Source organism: Pseudomonas sp. NyZ480, from assembly GCF_029537255.1.
Taxonomy (GTDB): Bacteria; Pseudomonadota; Gammaproteobacteria; order Pseudomonadales; family Pseudomonadaceae; genus Aquipseudomonas; species Aquipseudomonas taiwanensis.
In genome coordinates this window covers 733,354-748,683 of sequence record NZ_CP120626.1, presented here as the reverse complement: position 1 = coordinate 748,683, position 15,330 = coordinate 733,354, and the positions used below count along the sequence as shown (strand labels likewise).

Annotated in this window: 14 protein-coding genes and 1 other RNA gene; 9 read left to right on the top strand and 6 right to left on the bottom strand. The window is 61.5% G+C overall.

What is annotated here, in order from left to right:
- The first annotated feature begins 111 nt into the window (after nucleotides 1-111).
- Nucleotides 112-1,785 (top strand): DNA repair protein RecN, encoded by a 1,674-nt coding sequence (gene recN / locus P3R38_RS03345; protein ID WP_023378610.1) that lies wholly within the window; start codon nucleotides 112-114, stop codon nucleotides 1,783-1,785.
- A 128-nt stretch (nucleotides 1,786-1,913) separates the two neighbouring features.
- On the opposite strand, the gene fur is transcribed toward recN, so the two are convergent.
- Nucleotides 1,914-2,318: a ferric iron uptake transcriptional regulator gene (gene fur / locus P3R38_RS03340; protein WP_023378609.1), complete on the bottom strand. Its 405-nt coding sequence runs from the start codon at nucleotides 2,316-2,318 to the stop codon at nucleotides 1,914-1,916.
- A gap of 97 nt (nucleotides 2,319-2,415) precedes the next feature.
- Between fur and P3R38_RS03335 the strand changes: the two genes are divergently transcribed.
- Nucleotides 2,416-2,946 carry an outer membrane protein assembly factor BamE gene (locus tag P3R38_RS03335; RefSeq protein ID WP_023378608.1) on the top strand — a complete coding sequence of 177 codons (531 nt, stop codon included), beginning with the start codon at nucleotides 2,416-2,418 and terminating at the stop codon, nucleotides 2,944-2,946.
- A 58-nt stretch (nucleotides 2,947-3,004) separates the two neighbouring features.
- On the opposite strand, the gene P3R38_RS03330 is transcribed toward P3R38_RS03335, so the two are convergent.
- Both P3R38_RS03330 and P3R38_RS03325 read right to left on the bottom strand, forming a co-directional pair.
- A complete protein-coding gene (locus P3R38_RS03330; RefSeq protein WP_104882192.1) occupies nucleotides 3,005-3,307 on the bottom strand; it encodes an RnfH family protein in 303 nt (100 codons plus the stop codon).
- The gene (locus P3R38_RS03325; RefSeq protein WP_277686822.1) at nucleotides 3,300-3,734 is read right to left on the bottom strand and encodes a type II toxin-antitoxin system RatA family toxin; all 435 of its coding nucleotides are present in this window, start codon (nucleotides 3,732-3,734) and stop codon (nucleotides 3,300-3,302) included. The genes P3R38_RS03330 and P3R38_RS03325 overlap by 8 nt, the downstream gene beginning before the upstream one ends.
- Before the next feature lie 162 nt (nucleotides 3,735-3,896).
- On the opposite strand from P3R38_RS03325, the gene smpB reads away from it, so the two are divergent.
- Complete coding sequence (smpB, locus tag P3R38_RS03320; protein WP_023378604.1) at nucleotides 3,897-4,379, top strand: SsrA-binding protein SmpB; 483 nt, start codon at nucleotides 3,897-3,899, stop codon at nucleotides 4,377-4,379.
- Between the two features lie 57 nt (nucleotides 4,380-4,436).
- On the opposite strand, the gene P3R38_RS03315 is transcribed toward smpB, so the two are convergent.
- On the bottom strand, nucleotides 4,437-5,204 hold the full coding sequence (locus tag P3R38_RS03315) for an FCD domain-containing protein (protein WP_023378603.1): 768 nt from the start codon (nucleotides 5,202-5,204) through the stop codon (nucleotides 4,437-4,439).
- Nucleotides 5,205-5,460: 256 nt separating this feature from the next.
- On the opposite strand from P3R38_RS03315, the gene P3R38_RS03310 reads away from it, so the two are divergent.
- The 6 genes from P3R38_RS03310 (at nucleotide 5,461) to P3R38_RS03280 (ending at nucleotide 13,750) form a co-directional block, all read left to right on the top strand.
- Nucleotides 5,461-7,131, top strand: a complete 1,671-nt coding sequence (locus tag P3R38_RS03310; RefSeq protein ID WP_023378602.1) for a lactate permease LctP family transporter — start codon at nucleotides 5,461-5,463, stop codon at nucleotides 7,129-7,131.
- Nucleotides 7,132-7,194: 63 nt separating this feature from the next.
- On the top strand, nucleotides 7,195-8,370 hold the full coding sequence (lldD, locus tag P3R38_RS03305) for an FMN-dependent L-lactate dehydrogenase LldD (protein ID WP_023378601.1): 1,176 nt from the start codon (nucleotides 7,195-7,197) through the stop codon (nucleotides 8,368-8,370).
- A 59-nt stretch (nucleotides 8,371-8,429) separates the two neighbouring features.
- Complete coding sequence (locus P3R38_RS03300) at nucleotides 8,430-11,240, top strand: FAD-binding and (Fe-S)-binding domain-containing protein (RefSeq protein ID WP_277686821.1); 2,811 nt, start codon at nucleotides 8,430-8,432, stop codon at nucleotides 11,238-11,240.
- 677 nt (nucleotides 11,241-11,917) lie between these two features.
- A complete protein-coding gene (locus P3R38_RS03295) occupies nucleotides 11,918-12,205 on the top strand; it encodes a hypothetical protein (RefSeq protein WP_023378599.1) in 288 nt (95 codons plus the stop codon).
- Nucleotides 12,206-12,308: 103 nt separating this feature from the next.
- Nucleotides 12,309-12,700, top strand: a transfer-messenger RNA (tmRNA) gene (gene ssrA / locus P3R38_RS03290).
- 828 nt (nucleotides 12,701-13,528) lie between these two features.
- Nucleotides 13,529-13,750, top strand: coding sequence for a hypothetical protein (locus P3R38_RS03280; protein WP_277686820.1), 222 nt, complete (start codon nucleotides 13,529-13,531; stop codon nucleotides 13,748-13,750).
- 284 nt (nucleotides 13,751-14,034) lie between these two features.
- On the opposite strand, the gene P3R38_RS03275 is transcribed toward P3R38_RS03280, so the two are convergent.
- Nucleotides 14,035-14,829 carry an EcsC family protein gene (locus P3R38_RS03275; protein ID WP_277686819.1) on the bottom strand — a complete coding sequence of 265 codons (795 nt, stop codon included), beginning with the start codon at nucleotides 14,827-14,829 and terminating at the stop codon, nucleotides 14,035-14,037.
- A 114-nt stretch (nucleotides 14,830-14,943) separates the two neighbouring features.
- Nucleotides 14,944-15,069: a hypothetical protein gene (locus tag P3R38_RS03270; RefSeq protein ID WP_256592196.1), complete on the bottom strand. Its 126-nt coding sequence runs from the start codon at nucleotides 15,067-15,069 to the stop codon at nucleotides 14,944-14,946.
- Nucleotides 15,070-15,330: the final 261 nt, after the last annotated feature.

The window sequence follows — 15,330 nt, the reverse complement described above, 5'->3', positions numbered from 1 at the left end:
TCAAGGGGCAATGTGGTTTTCAGGCAACGCAAGAATCTGCCAACGGGCATTGTCAGCCTCGAAAAAACTACTGTATAAATAACCAGACCAACCGCTTCGGGAGCCGCCCTCATGCTGGTGCACCTGTCCATTCACAACTACGCCATCGTCGAGCACCTCGACCTCGAACTGGCCCGTGGCATGTCCGTCATCACCGGTGAGACCGGCGCAGGCAAGTCGATCATGCTCGACGCCCTCGGCCTCACCTTGGGTGACCGTGCCGACAGCGGCGTTGTGCGTCCCGGCGCAGACAAGGCGGACATCCTCGCCACCTTCGACCTGGTGGACATCCCCGAGGCACGCGCCTGGTTGGCCGAACGCGACCTGGACATCGACGGGCCGTGCATCCTGCGCCGGGTCATCACCGCCGAGGGCCGAAGCCGCGGCTACATCAACGGCACACCCTGCCCGCTGGGCGACCTGAAGGCGCTGGGCGAACTGCTGATCGACATTCACAGCCAGCACGAACACCAGTCGCTGCTCAAGACCGACACCCATCGCCGCCTGCTGGACGAATATGCCGGTGCCATCGACCTGGCGCGCCAGGTGCAATTGGCCGCCAAACGCTGGAACCAGACCCGCCTCGAACTGGAGCGCCTGACCAACTCGAGCGACGAGCAACGCGCTCGCCATCAGCTGCTCAGCTATCAACTGGAAGAACTCGACAACCTGGGCCTGGGCGAAAACGAACTCGAACAACTCGAACAGGAACACAAGAACCTGACCAGTGCCGAGGCGCTGTTCGGCATTTGCCGCCAGGTCATCGACCAGTGCAGCGAGAGCGACTCGGGCAATGTGCTGAGCGCCCTCACCTCCAGCCTCAACCGGCTGGGCGCCGCCAACCATGCCCCCAAGGCACTGGCAGAGGCCGCCAACCTGATCGCCAGCGCGCAGATCCAGGTCGAAGAGGCCGTGGGCGAACTCAACCGCTTCCTGGACAACTTCGATGCCGACCCCATGCGCCTGCAAGCCCTGGAAGAACGCCTCGACACCCTCTACACCCTGGCACGCAAGCACCGCGTGCACCCGACCGAGCTACCGCACCTGCAACAACAGCTGATGGAAGAGCTGGAAGGGCTCAATGCCAGTGACGAATCCATCGAACGCCTGGGCGATGAGCTGACCGCCTACGCCCACCACTATAAAGAGAAGGCCAGCGAACTGAGCGCACTGCGTCGGCAGGCCGCCAGCCAGCTGGCAACTGCCGTCGAGCAGGAGATCCAGCGCCTGGGCATGCCCGGCGGGCGTTTCTGCATCGAACTGACACCAAACGACGGCCAGGAACTGTCGCCCCACGGCCTTGAGCAGATCGAACTGCTGGTCAGCGCCAACCCTGGGCAACCCCTCAAGGGCCTGGCCAAGGTGGCCTCGGGCGGTGAACTGTCACGCATCAGCCTGGCGATCCAGGTGATCACTGCTCAAACCTCCCGCATCCCGACGCTGGTGTTCGACGAAGTCGACGTCGGCATCGGCGGCCCCACCGCCGAAATCGTCGGCCAGTTGCTGCGCCGATTGGGTGAACGCGGCCAAGTCCTGACCGTGACCCACCTACCGCAAGTCGCCGCACAAGGGCATCACCATTTGTTCGTGCACAAGGTGCGCAACAGCGACACCACTCACACCGCAGTGACCAGCCTGGCCAAGCGCGAGCGGGTCGAGGAAGTGGCGCGGATGCTCGGCGGTATCGACTTGACCAAGGAATCCCTGGCGCATGCGCGCAAGATGGTGGTCAGCGGGAAGGCTTGAGATCTTCGGGCCCACCGGAGCCGTGTCCGAGCCGGCGCGCTGGCGATTGGGCAGACATGAATCACCCGAGCCCTAAAGTACAAAGGCGACCCTGAGGTCGCCTTTGTCATGAACAACGATAAAAATCGTTACTTCTTCTTACGTACATACAGGACCAGATTGTGGTCCACGAGCTCGTAGCCATGCTCGGCGACGATCTCTTTCTGACGTTTTTCGATCTCGGCATCCATGAATTCGATGACTTCGCTGGTGTCCACGTTGACCATATGGTCGTGGTGACCGCCGTCCGCCAGCTCGAACACTGCATGACCGCCGTCGAAGTTGTGGCGAACCACCAGACCCGCTGCTTCGAACTGGGTCAGTACGCGATAAACAGTAGCCAGACCGACGTCCTCGCCCGCCTCCATCAGCGCCTTGTAGACATCCTCGGCACTCATGTGACGCTGCTCGGTCGAGTCCAGCATTTGAAGGATCTTGACTCGAGGCAGGGTCACCTTGAGACCGGCTTTGCGCAATTCGCTATTTTCAACCATGGTCAGCTTTCTCGCCGATGCTGCTTCGCAGCTTCTCTTAATACGGGTATGATCGGGGTTTACGTTGTCCAGCCAAGATAGTGGAAGTCGCCCACCGATGCAAAACACCAAGCTCTTGCTAACCAGCCTCACCTTTGTGGGACTGCTCGCACTCGCCGGTTGCTCGTTTCCCGGGGTTTACAAAATCGACATCCAGCAGGGCAATGTCGTTACGCAAGACATGATAGACCAATTACGTCCCGGAATGACCCGCCGGCAAGTAAGGTTTATCATGGGCAACCCGCTGATTCAGGACACGTTCAACACCAACCGCTGGGACTACCTGTACAGTCTGCAGCCTGGTGGCGGGCAGCGCCAGCAGGAGCGCATGAGCGTCTTCTTCAACGAAAGCGACCAACTGGTCAGCCTGTCCGGCGACTTCATGCCCGGCGTGAGCAAGGACCAGGAAATTCTCGGCGGCAGCGGCGACACCACCGTCAGCCCAGCCGGCGAAGGCCAACCGACGCCGCAGCCGGAAGAAAAACCTGCCAAACCCGGTTCGGTGGAAGAATCCATCCAGCGCGAAATCGACACCATCGAGACCACCCCGGTCCCGACCCCAGCACCGCTGGAAACCTCGCCGCAGTAATATTGCGGACAACAAAAAGCCCGGATCGCATCCGGGCTTTTTTGTGCACCCCAGGCGACTAGCGCTTGGCCCTGGCCTTGGCGGCGCGCTGCTTGCGCGCCTCCAGAGGGTCGACCAGCAGGGGCCGATAGATCTCCAGGCGATCGCCCTCCTCTACCTCGCGCACCGCCGGGTCACTGACCACCTTGCCGAAAATGCCCACAGGGCAACCTTCGACATCCAGACCGGCCACCTGCCCCGCAATCCCCGAAACACGCAACGCCTCGCGTACGGTCGTACCACGGGGCACTTCGCAGGCAAGCAACCACTGGCGCTCGGGCGTGGCGTAGACCACTTCGATTTTCAGCGAGCGCTCAACCATTGAGCTGCTTGGCGCGCTGGCAGAACGCATCTACCAGGGTATTCGCCGCCTGGTTGAACAACGGCCCCAGGGTTGCCCGCACGATAGGCCCGGCATAGTCGAAGGACAGGTCCAGGCTGATCTTGCAGGCCTTTTCACCCAGCGGCTTGAACACCCATACACCATGCAACTGGGTGAACGGCCCTTCTTCGAGATTCATCTCGATGGACTGGCCTGGCACCAGCACATTGCTCGTTACAAACTGCTGGCTCATGCCACCCTTGGCCACTTCCAGCTTCGCGCGCATGTGCGTATCGCTGACTTCGATCACGGTCGATGCCGAGCACCAGGGCAGGAACTTCGGGTAGCTGGCTACGTCGTTGACCAGATCGTACAGCGCCTGGGCGGGATACGGCAGCAGGGCGGAGCGTTGAATATGGGTAGTCATCCAGGCGTCACTTCCAAGGCTGGGTGGCGGCGCTTCGCAGCGTGCCGAAAACAGGTTCTGTGCAAAAGACAGGGCCCGTATTGTCCGGTATTCATTCCACTGGCTCAAGCACACTGAAATCCCGTAGCCGACGACGCAGCGACTGCCTATAATGCCGCCCCTATGGCTAAACAAAAGAAACATCCGACCGGGACCATCGCGCAAAACAAGAAGGCGCGACACGATTACTTCATCGAACACAAGTTCGAGGCCGGACTGGTCCTGTCCGGTTGGGAAGTAAAGAGCCTGCGGGCCGGCAAGGCACACCTGACCGACAGCTACGTGCTGCTCAAGGATGGCGAGGCATGGCTGTTCGGCAGCCACATCACCCCGCTGACCACCGCCAGCACGCATGTCATCGCCGACCCCACCCGCACCCGCAAGCTGCTGCTGAACAAGCGCGAGCTCGAGCGCGTGGAAGCCTCCGTGGCGCAAAAAGGCTACACCTGCGTGGCGCTGTCGCTGTACTGGAGCAAGCACCTGATCAAGTGCGAAATCGCGCTTGGCAAGGGCAAGAAGGAGTTCGACAAGCGCGATACCATGCGCGAACGCGACTCCAACCGCGAGCTGCAGCGTGCGGTGCGCAACAAGGGCAAGGAAGAGTAATACGCTTCGGCCTGTGCTGGCCCTTTTGCGGGCAAACCCGCGAAAGGGCCAGCGTACTCAACGCCCGCTACGCCGCTCCGCCCGCGCGACCCGCTGCGCCTCTTCATGCGCCTCCTCCAGCACCTCCTGCACATACAGAATGTGCCGGCTGGACACCTCCCGCGCATCGTCAGCCCTGCCCTCGACAATCGCCAGGTACAGCTCCCGGTGCTGACTGATCAGCATGTCCCGGGTTTCTGAGCGCTGCTGGTACATGCCGCCGATATTGGTCACCACGTTACGCTTGAGCAGGTCGAACAACCCACGGATGGTGTGCAGCAGCACCGCATTGTGGCTGGCCTCGGCAATGGCCAAGTGGAAACGCGCATCGGCTGCGCCCTCCTCCGCCCGGGTGACTTCATCGACCCGGGTATAGCAGTCCTGCAAGGTGTCGAATGCCGCCTTCAGGCGCACGCGATCAGGCTCGGTGGCACGCTGCGCCGCGTAATAGGCGCAGGACGCCTCCAGGGTATGGCGAAACTCGAGCAAATCGCGCTGCGCCTCGGCGCTGTGCTCGAGCAGCTGGAGCAGAGGGTCACTGAAGGTCGAACCGAGGCTCTGCGCGACATAGTTGCCGCCACCCTGACGGCTGACCAGCAACCCTTTGGCCACCAGCTTCTGGATGGCCTCGCGCAGCGACGGACGGGACACCCCGAACTGCTCGGCCAGCACGCGCTCCGCGGGAAGCCGCTGCCCGGAGGTCAAGGTACCCTCGAGAATCATCCCTTCCAACCGATCGACGATGTCGTCGGACAGACGCCGTTGGCGGACCTGATCAAAAACCATCACATGCTCTCCACGAACCCCCTGCTTGTTTCGGGGGGCGTCTATTCTCGCCGATCCGCGCCGCGCAGACACCCATCAGCTATGGATTTTGCCAGCCAATCAGCTGGCCACTCATCGGCACGCGACCAAAGTTTTGCCTCGGACAAATTGACACACCCACGACAGCGCTTTTAACCTAGCGTCCAGCCATTGTAAATTGGTCTTACCAATTATCCAATGCCAGTGCCTGACCAACAACAATTAGGGGCCACCCCATATGCAAACCTGGCAACAACTCTATACCCCGCTTGGTAGTCTCGGCCTGTCCGCACTGGCGGCGGTCATCCCTATCGTGTTCTTCTTCCTCGCGCTCGCCGTGTTCCGCCTCAAAGGCCACGTCGCCGGCAGCATCACCCTTGCACTGTCGATCCTGGTGGCGATCTTCGCCTTCCAGATGCCTGCCGACATGGCCTTCGCCGCCGCCGGTTATGGCTTCCTCTACGGCCTCTGGCCAATTGCCTGGATCATCGTTGCCGCGGTGTTCCTCTACAAACTCACGGTCAAGAGCGGCCAGTTCGAAGTCATCCGCAGCTCGGTGCTGTCGATCACCGATGACCAGCGCCTGCAGGTGCTGCTGATCGGCTTCTGCTTCGGTGCCTTCCTCGAAGGCGCGGCCGGCTTCGGCGCACCGGTGGCCATCACGGCCGCGCTGCTGGTCGGCCTGGGCTTCAACCCGCTGTACGCCGCCGGCCTGTGCCTGATCGCCAACACCGCGCCCGTGGCTTTCGGCGCCCTGGGTATCCCGATCATCGTTGCGGGCCAGGTCACCGGTATCGACGCCTTCCACATTGGCGCTATGACCGGTCGTCAACTGCCGCTGCTGTCGCTGTTCGTACCGTTCTGGCTGGTGTTCATGATGGACGGCCTGCGCGGCGTGAAAGAAACCTGGCCAGCAGCCCTGGTCGCAGGCCTGAGCTTCGCCGTCACCCAGTACTTCACCTCGAACTTCATCGGCCCAGAACTGCCGGACATCACCTCGGCACTGGCCAGCCTGATCGCCCTGACCCTGTTCCTGAAAGTGTGGCAACCCAAGCGCTCGTTCGCAGAAGCCAAGGGCAGTGTCGGCGCCGCCGTGGTCAGCAGCGGTGGCAGCCAGCCTTCGCCCTACAGCCTGGGCGAGATCTTCAAGGCCTGGTCGCCGTTCCTGATCCTCACCGTGCTGGTCACCCTCTGGACCCTGAAGCCGTTCAAAGCCGCCTTCGCCGCTGGCGGCTCGATGTACAACTTCGTGTTCAACTTCGCCATCCCGCACCTTGACCAGCTGGTGATCAAGACCGCGCCGATCGTCACCACCGCCACCGCAATGCCGGCCGTGTTCAAGCTCGACCCAATCTCCGCCACCGGCACCGCGATCTTCCTGTCGGCGCTGATCTCCATGGCAGTGCTCAAGATCAACGTCAAAACTGGTCTGACCACTTTCAAGGAAACCCTCTGGGAGCTGCGCTGGCCCATTCTCTCGATTGGCATGGTGCTGGCCTTCGCCTTCGTCACCAACTACTCGGGCATGTCGTCGACCCTGGCACTGGTGCTGGCTGGTACTGGCGCTGCGTTCCCGTTCTTCTCGCCGTTCCTCGGCTGGCTGGGCGTGTTCCTGACCGGTTCCGACACCTCGTCCAACGCGCTGTTCAGCTCGCTGCAGGCCACCACCGCGCACCAGATCGGGGTCAACGACACCCTGTTGGTGGCTGCCAACACCAGCGGCGGCGTGACCGGCAAGATGATCTCGCCGCAGTCGATCGCCGTGGCCTGCGCCGCGACCGGCCTGGTCGGCAAGGAATCCGACCTGTTCCGCTTCACCGTCAAGCACAGCCTGTTCTTCGCCACCATCGTCGGCCTGATCACCCTGATCCAGGCTTACTGGCTGACCGGCATGCTGGTTCATCACTAAAGTGAAAGGGGCCGGGCGCCATGGCGCGCCCGGTAACTTCCTCAACCCACGCTGCGAGAATCCATGATCATTTCCGCCTCCACCGACTATCGCGCCGCGGCCCAACGCAAGCTGCCCCCTTTCCTCTTCCACTACGCCGACGGCGGCGCGTACGCCGAGCACACCTTGCGTCACAACGTCTCGGACCTGGCCAGCATCGCCCTGCGCCAGCGCGTACTGAAGAACATGTCCGAGCTGAGCCTGAAGACCCAGCTGTTCGATGAAACCCTGAGCATGCCCGTGGCCCTGGCGCCCGTTGGCCTGACCGGCATGTACGCGCGCCGTGGTGAAGTGCAGGCGGCGCGCGCAGCCGCTGCCCATGGCATTCCGTTCACCCTGTCCACGGTGTCGGTGTGCCCGATCGAAGAAGTGGCTCCGGCCATCGACCGGCCCATGTGGTTCCAGCTGTATGTCCTCAAAGACCGCGGCTTCATGCGCAACGCCCTGGAGCGCGCCAAGGCCGCCGGCGTGAAGACGCTGGTGTTCACCGTCGACATGCCAGTGCCGGGTGCCCGCTACCGCGATGCCCACTCCGGCATGAGCGGCAAGAACGGCCCGCTGCGCCGCGTGCTGCAAGCCATGACCCACCCTGAATGGGCGTGGGACGTTGGCGTGATGGGCCGCCCGCACGACCTGGGCAACATCTCCAAGTACCGGGGCAACCCCACCGGCCTGGCCGACTACATCGGCTGGCTGGGCAACAACTTCGACCCGTCGATCTCGTGGAAAGACCTGGAATGGATTCGTGAATTCTGGGACGGCCCGATGATCATCAAGGGCATCCTCGACGCCGACGACGCCCGCGACGCCGTCAAGTTCGGCGCCGACGGCATCGTGGTGTCCAACCACGGCGGCCGCCAGCTCGACGGCGTGCTGTCCAGCGCCCGCGCCCTGCCGGCGATTGCCGACGCGGTGAAAGGCGACCTGAAGATTCTCGCCGACTCCGGCATTCGCAGTGGCCTGGACGTGGTGCGCATGATCGCCCTGGGTGCCGACACCGTCCTGATCGGCCGCGCCTTCCTCTATGCCCTCGCCGTCCACGGCCAGGCTGGGGTGAAGAACCTGCTCGAACTGTTCGAGAAGGAAATGCGCGTGGCGATGGTGCTGACCGGTGCCAAGTCGATCAGCGAAATCACCCGCGATTCGCTGGTTCGCGAACTGGGCGCGCTGAGCCGCTCCCACGAAGCCATCCCCGCCTGACTGCCTGATAAACCCGGGGCACGCGGCGCGACAGACGCCCGGCCCCGCGAGGAGACTGCATGAGCCTGCCCGCCGCGTTCCTGCGTGATGCCGAGCGCCTGATCCCCGCCGAACGCCGTTTCGACGACCCGACCTCGACCCTGGCCTTCGGCACGGACGCCAGCTTTTACCGGTTGATTCCCAAACTGGTCGTGCGCGTCGAGTCCGAGGACGAAGTGGTCGGCCTGCTCCACCTGGCCCAGCGCGAACGCGTGCCGGTCACCTTCCGCGCGGCTGGCACCAGCTTGTCTGGCCAGGCCATCAGCGACTCGGTGCTGATCGTCCTGGGCGACAACTGGAACGGCCGCGAAATCCGTGGCCAGGGCGAGCAGATCCGCCTGCAGCCCGGCGTCATCGGTGCCCAGGCCAACGCCTGGCTGGCCCCCTTTGGCCGCAAGATCGGCCCCGACCCGGCCTCGATCAATGCCTGCAAGATCGGCGGCATCGTCGCCAACAACGCCAGCGGCATGTGCTGCGGCACGGCCCAGAACACTTACCACACCCTGGCCGGCATGCGCCTGGTGCTGGCCGATGGCACGCGCCTGGACAGCGAGGACCCCGCCAGCGTCGCAGCCTTCGAGCACAGCCACGCCAGCCTGCTCGAAGCCCTGGCCCGCCTCGGTCGGGAAACCCGCGCCAACACCGAACTGGCCGACCGCATCCGCCACAAGTACCGGCTCAAGAACACCACCGGTCTGTCGCTGAACGCCCTGGTGGACTACGACAAACCGCTGGATATCCTGCAGCACCTGCTGGTCGGTTCCGAAGGCACCCTGGGCTTCATCAGCGCCGTCACCTACGACACCGTGCCGGACCACCCGCACAAAGCCAGCGCCCTGCTGGTGTTCCCCAGCGTGGAAAGCTGCTGCCGCGCCGTGACCGTGCTCAAGCGCCAGCCGGTTTCCGCCGTCGAACTGCTCGACCGCCGCAGCCTGCGTTCAGTGCAGGACATGCCCGGCATGCCGCTGTGGGTAAAAGGCCTGTCGGACCACGCCTGCGCCCTGCTGATCGAGTCCCGCGCCGCCAGCCGGAGCCTGCTGCACGAACAACTGCAGCAGGTAATGACCTCCATCGCCGAGTTCCCGCTGGAGCAGCAAGTCGACTTCAGCGAAGACCCCGCGGTGTACAACCAGCTGTGGAAAATCCGCAAGGACACCTTCCCCGCTGTCGGCGCTGTGCGCCAGACCGGCACCACCGTGATCATCGAAGACGTGACCTTCCCCATCGAGCAACTGGCCGAAGGCGTCAACCGGCTGATCCAGCTGTTCGACAAGCACCGCTACGACGAAGCGATCATTTTCGGCCATGCGCTGGAGGGCAACCTGCACTTCGTCTTCACCCAAGGCTTCAACAGCGCCGAGGAAGTGGCGCGCTACCAAGCCTTCATGGATGACGTGGCGCAACTGGTGGCGGTGGAGTTCGGCGGTTCGCTCAAGGCCGAACACGGCACCGGCCGCAACATGGCGCCGTTCGTCGAATTGGAGTGGGGCCATGATGCCTATCAGCTGATGTGGACGCTCAAGCGCCTGCTCGACCCCAACGGCATCCTCAACCCGGACGTGGTGCTGAGCGAAGACCCGGACATCCACCTCAAGCACCTCAAGCCCCTGCCGGCGGCCGACGAGATCGTCGACAAGTGCATCGAGTGCGGCTTCTGCGAGCCCGTGTGCCCGTCCAAGGGCCTTACCCTCAGCCCACGCCAACGCATCGTCATGTGGCGCGACATCCAGGCCAAGAAACGCGCCGGCATCGACACCCGCGAACTGCTGCAGACCTACCAATACCAAGGCATCGACACCTGTGCTGCCACCGGCCTGTGCGCCCAGCGCTGCCCGGTGGGCATCAACACCGGCGAACTGGTGAAGAAATTGCGCAGCCAGGCCGCCGAGCATGGCAAGACCGCCGATTGGCTGGCCGACCACTTCGGCACCGCGCTGGGCGGTGCCCGCCTGACCCTGACCGCCGCCAACACCGCCCGCAAGCTGCTCGGCGCACCCCGCCTGGGCCGCCTGAGCGCCAGCCTGAGCAAAGCCAGTAAAGGCCGCTTGCCACAGTGGACGCCGGCGATGCCCCAGCCGCTGCGCCCGCTGGATTTCGGCACGGCCAGCAACAACGCCCGACCACGCGTGGTGTACCTGGCTGCCTGCGTCTCGCGGGTGATGGGCCCGGCTTATGCCGACCGCGAGCAAAGTTCACTGCTCGACAAGACCCGCGCCCTGCTGGAAAAGGCAGGTTACCAGGTGGTGTTCCCGGAGAACGCCGACAGCCTGTGCTGCGGCCAGCCGTTCGCCTCGAAAGGTTATCCCGAGCAAGCGGAGCACAAGCGCCAGGAGCTGATCAACGCCCTGCTGCATGCCAGCCGTGGCGGCCTCGACCCGATCTATTGCGACACCAGCCCCTGCACCCTGCGCCTGGTGCAGGACCTGGGTGAAACCCGCCTGGACCTGTACGACCCGGTGCGCTTTATCCGCACTCACCTGCTCGACAAGCTGGAGTTCACCCCTCAGGACGAGCCGGTGGCCGTGCATGTGACCTGCAGCACCCAGCACCTGGGCGAGAGCCAGGCCCTGATCGACCTGGCGCGGCGTTGCAGCAATCAGGTGGTGATCCCGGAAGGGATTCACTGCTGCGGCTTTGCCGGTGACAAGGGCTTCACCACGCCTGAGCTCAATGCGCATTCGCTGCGCAGCTTGAAGGATGCGGTGCAGTATTGCAGTGAGGGCATTTCTACGAGTCGTACCTGTGAGATTGGGTTGTCCAGTCATAGCGGTATCGACTACCACGGGCTGGTGTACCTGGTGGACCGCGTGACGCGGCCTCGGGGGGGCTGAGTTGAGGGGGGGGGTGGTCTCGAGAGGTGATCGCCTTGAGGTGTTCAGGGGGTGGGAGATCGAGTGCCGCCCGCGCGGCGCATCGCGAGCAAGGCTCGCGCCTACGTGTGTTTCGGGCCAGTCACGGCAGTGACAGATGCGCGCGACCGCCTGGTTTGTACGACACGATATGGTGCCATGCACCCAGGCGTTCGCGCGCGAATCCCGCAGGAATCGTAGGCGCGAGCCTTGCTCGCGATGCGCCGCGCAGGCGGCGCTCGATCTCCCAGGCCCCCATGGGCGATGCCTTGGGGGTGATCAGCCAGTTCGAACGTGTACCCTGGAGGCAGAATTAGCGCCTGCACGCCCTAATAGGTGCGTTGGTCGGGCGTAAGCGCAAAGACAGTTGGCTCCCTACGTCTGTTTCGGGCCAATAACGCCAGTGACAGATCCGCGCGACCGCCTGGTATGTACGACCCGGTATCGCGCTAGGCACCCAAGCGCTCGCACGCATATCGCATCGGCAAAAACGGCCCCCAACCAGTGTAGGAGCGAGCCTTGCTCACGATGCGCCGCGCCCAATCCCCCCCTAACAACCCCAAGCCCTCCCCACCCCCACCACCCCGATTGAACCCTCGGCACCTCCCCACAGTCCACCTAACAGGCCCACCTTCCAGAGGCCCTCAAAGGAGACACCCATGAAAGGTACTGCGCTTTCCGCCCTCTTCGCCGCGGCCACCCTCCTGGCTGCCCCAGCGTTCGCCGCCGAAGACCTTTGCACGGCCAACCTGCAGAAAATCGACGACAGCATGGCCACCGCTGGCGCCACCTCCGAAGGCCTGGACAAAGCCATCACCGAGCACGTCGACAAAGCCAAGGCAGCACAAGCCTCAGGCGATACCAAAGAGTGCATCGCCATCACCACCAAAGTGCTTGAGCGTCTGGAGAAAACCGACAAGAGCAGTGGCTCCCCGAGCGGAGCGTGACCCCAAGGAGCGGGCGACAGGACGGACAGTCGACGTCGCCCGCGCAAACGCGTATACTCCATCGTGCGTACCGAAAGGTAAGCCAGCTAGAGAGCTGTAGCGTGGGGCCGATCAGGATTCGACGCCGGTAGCGAAACTCTAGGTGCATGCCGAGTTGGTAACAGAACTCGTAAATCCACTGTTGCAACTTTCTATAGTTGCCAATGACGAAAACTACGAGGGCTACGCTCTCGCTGCGTAAGCAGCTGAGCCCGCTCTCCTGGTAGCTTCGGCTCCAGCAATCATCAGGGGATGCCTGTAAACCCGAAATGATTGTCATACAGAACAGGATCGTCGTGTAGCACGTTGGGGGCAAAGCGACTAAAACTTACCCAACTCGTCCAAAGCACCCTGCCCGTCGGGCGGCTGCGGATTAACTCAGTAGACACGGCTAAGCATGTAGTACCGACAGCGGAGTACTGGCGGACGGGGGTTCAAATCCCCCCGGCTCCACCAAATGATCAATCAAAGACGTCCACGGACGTCTTTTTTTGTGCCTGGAAGTCAGTGAAATCAAGGGCTTACTGCTCTTTTGAGGGCCACAACGGTTTTTTGAGTTCCAGCCACCCCGGTATTCCCGGTGGTATTCCAGCCTACCTGGGGCTAATCTTGGGAATACCAAAAGGTGTCATGGAGCTCTCCCATGTGCGCTCAAACAGCTCGCCTCTCCGACCGCCAGCTCAAGGCGGTCAAGCCCAAAGACAAGGACTATGTCCTCACGGATGAGCGGATGGCGACAGTCGCCAACTCGCCTCGATTTTGGTTTCTCCGGCTAAGCCCATCAGCATGGGGAGGCTTCGCATCCCCATGCTGATGGGCTAAGCCCTAGAGGTTTGCGAACTCGTTCGCACCAGAACCTCTGTCGAGTCTGATGACTTCCTTCGCACTCGAATACGCCGGTAAACGCCGGCACACAGCGTGTTACAAACCCAGGCCTGCCTGCTGGCAGGCCGTTGCAGGCCTGGGCGCTGAACCCTGGCCTGTGCGCTCAAAATCGCCGCCGCGCCAGCAACTCCGCCAACGCCCCTTCAAGCCACCCTGCGGTGCGCATCTTCAGTGCCTTGCTCCCGCACCTCGGGCACTGGTCAAACCACTCGCTGGGCATCAGCGCATCACTTTGCGGTGCCACTGTCTTTGTCCAACCGCATCCTTCACATTCAAAGGTGAAGGGCCTGGGTTTGATGGGCATTCTAAAGCTCCTTGGTCCCTTCGCTGATGTATTGCCATCGGTGCATTCAACTGCCCGGATATCCAAAGGAGGTATTCAGTAGCGCCCCGTGGCAAATGGAAAGCTACGAGGGACCGAATGGTTTGTACAGCGTCAGGGCGTTCCGTCAGTTCCGCTTCGGCAATACGCTGTTGATCTGTCCCGCTAGCTACCGAAATATCGCTTTGAAAGAGATCGACAGCTACGCACATCGCTGTATTGCGTTGTCCGAGGCCAAGGTGCATGTAGCCGCTCCTGTATTAAGCAAGGATGCCGCGACGGTAGCCAAGCTGAATTGATCCTGCCCCATGCCTACCCACGTTCCGGTGTTGACTGAATACCGGAACGCAAGATATAAATCTTGTCCCCTTTTATCCTACTCAATGCCGGCTGCAGCTCGCGGCTTCCCGCTAGAGGGTGATGAAACGCTCAAGATTTATTGAAATCGCACTCCGAGCAATGAAGAGGCCTCGTAAAAGTGTTTCACTTGACAGTCCTCACCCTGCAGAGCCCTACACAATTTAATTGACAAATTTTTGCGATACATTCTGTATAAAGGCCGCCTAGGTTGCAGCCTTTAGACTTATCCGAGCTTTGGAAGCCCGTCGTAAACTGACCGCACTAGCTCATCACCATATTTTCTCTCCAGACGCCTGACGGTGAAGTGCCCTTTTGCCATGTCCTGGAAGTGATCCATAAATATAGTATTTATAAACGCACCTCCTGCCGCACCAATTGCCGGAACTGCTTGCGCCGCAACCTTCTCAGTGATTTGAATACTGAACCGTTCTGCAATTGCAGCTATCAGCCTCACCAGAACAGGGGCGCTCTCCTCGGTAAGCTTTTTATTAACAAGAAATTCAGAAGCAGTCGCAACTGACTTAGCGAGGGCTGTCCTCACCGCATAATAAGTACTTTCAGCGCAATCATCATCAACACTTTCACCGCCGAGCGCGAATACGGTCAGACAAGCCTGTTTAGTGTCAGCGTCAGATATTGACTCGCCTTCGCTTCTTGCTATGTCAGCGATAGATCGCAACATGATTGAGGTAGAGATCGGAAGTTCGACTGCCAGAGCTGGCAATCCAAAAAAACCTCCGATTCCGCCGGTGATTGCTACTCCAAGCTTATGCCAAATATTTGAGGACTCTTCACCCGGAATATCTTTCATCGTGAAGGTGGCCATATCCGACGCTTTGAGCAAAGCCGTCTTTACAACATCTCCGATATTTTTGTTCCAATCCTCGGGCAGCAACTCAAAGCCCTTTTCGATTGGGGCACCTATCAGGTTAGTAACCTTCACTGCAACGCCAGGATTCTCCAGAAGATTTTTTGCATTCTGCAGGGCCTTCAGATCAGCATCAGAAATTTGGTCCATCACGGTAAAACCCTCGAAGCCTGAACGACGCCAATGAAGGCTATATGATATCACTGTTTTTTGACTCCAGCTCGACCAGCACCTGCTTCGACTACCAGCCTCGTTGGACATACGTCACACCGAGCCGCCACCGGCCTCCCGCGCCGCCTTCTCACGCTTCATCTCACTATATTCGCGATACAACTCGTACCCCTTGGTAACGATCACGATAAACCCAACAACGGCAAAGATATTCTTCATGGCTGCATTCTCCTTATTGATTGATTTGCCCGCCCATGCTCTAAAACCGCCGCCGCGTCAGCAACTCCGCCACCGTTCCGGCCAACCACCCAGCAGCGCGCACCTTCAATTCCTTGCCCCTACACTTCGGGCAATGGTCGACCCACTCCCCCGGCGCCAACGCATCACTTCGCGGCGCCACTGTTTTCGTCCAACCGCAACCTTCACATTCAACAGTGAAGGGCCTGGGTTTGATGGGCATGTTTAAGCTCCTTGGTCCCT

Excerpts from the sequence above, each read along its gene's own strand:
- recN (WP_023378610.1), top strand. The coding sequence starts at position 112 with ATGCTGGTGCACCTGTCCATTCACAACTACGCCATCGTCGAGCACCTC.
- fur (WP_023378609.1), bottom strand. The coding sequence starts at position 2,318 with ATGGTTGAAAATAGCGAATTGCGCAAAGCCGGTCTCAAGGTGACCCTG.
- P3R38_RS03335 (WP_023378608.1), top strand. The coding sequence starts at position 2,416 with ATGCAAAACACCAAGCTCTTGCTAACCAGCCTCACCTTTGTGGGACTG.
- P3R38_RS03330 (WP_104882192.1), bottom strand. The coding sequence starts at position 3,307 with ATGGTTGAGCGCTCGCTGAAAATCGAAGTGGTCTACGCCACGCCCGAG.
- P3R38_RS03325 (WP_277686822.1), bottom strand. The coding sequence starts at position 3,734 with ATGACTACCCATATTCAACGCTCCGCCCTGCTGCCGTATCCCGCCCAG.
- smpB (WP_023378604.1), top strand. The coding sequence starts at position 3,897 with ATGGCTAAACAAAAGAAACATCCGACCGGGACCATCGCGCAAAACAAG.
- P3R38_RS03315 (WP_023378603.1), bottom strand. The coding sequence starts at position 5,204 with ATGGTTTTTGATCAGGTCCGCCAACGGCGTCTGTCCGACGACATCGTC.
- P3R38_RS03310 (WP_023378602.1), top strand. The coding sequence starts at position 5,461 with ATGCAAACCTGGCAACAACTCTATACCCCGCTTGGTAGTCTCGGCCTG.
- lldD (WP_023378601.1), top strand. The coding sequence starts at position 7,195 with ATGATCATTTCCGCCTCCACCGACTATCGCGCCGCGGCCCAACGCAAG.
- P3R38_RS03300 (WP_277686821.1), top strand. The coding sequence starts at position 8,430 with ATGAGCCTGCCCGCCGCGTTCCTGCGTGATGCCGAGCGCCTGATCCCC.
- P3R38_RS03295 (WP_023378599.1), top strand. The coding sequence starts at position 11,918 with ATGAAAGGTACTGCGCTTTCCGCCCTCTTCGCCGCGGCCACCCTCCTG.
- P3R38_RS03280 (WP_277686820.1), top strand. The coding sequence starts at position 13,529 with ATGGAAAGCTACGAGGGACCGAATGGTTTGTACAGCGTCAGGGCGTTC.
- P3R38_RS03275 (WP_277686819.1), bottom strand. The coding sequence starts at position 14,829 with ATGGACCAAATTTCTGATGCTGATCTGAAGGCCCTGCAGAATGCAAAA.
- P3R38_RS03270 (WP_256592196.1), bottom strand. The coding sequence starts at position 15,069 with ATGAAGAATATCTTTGCCGTTGTTGGGTTTATCGTGATCGTTACCAAG.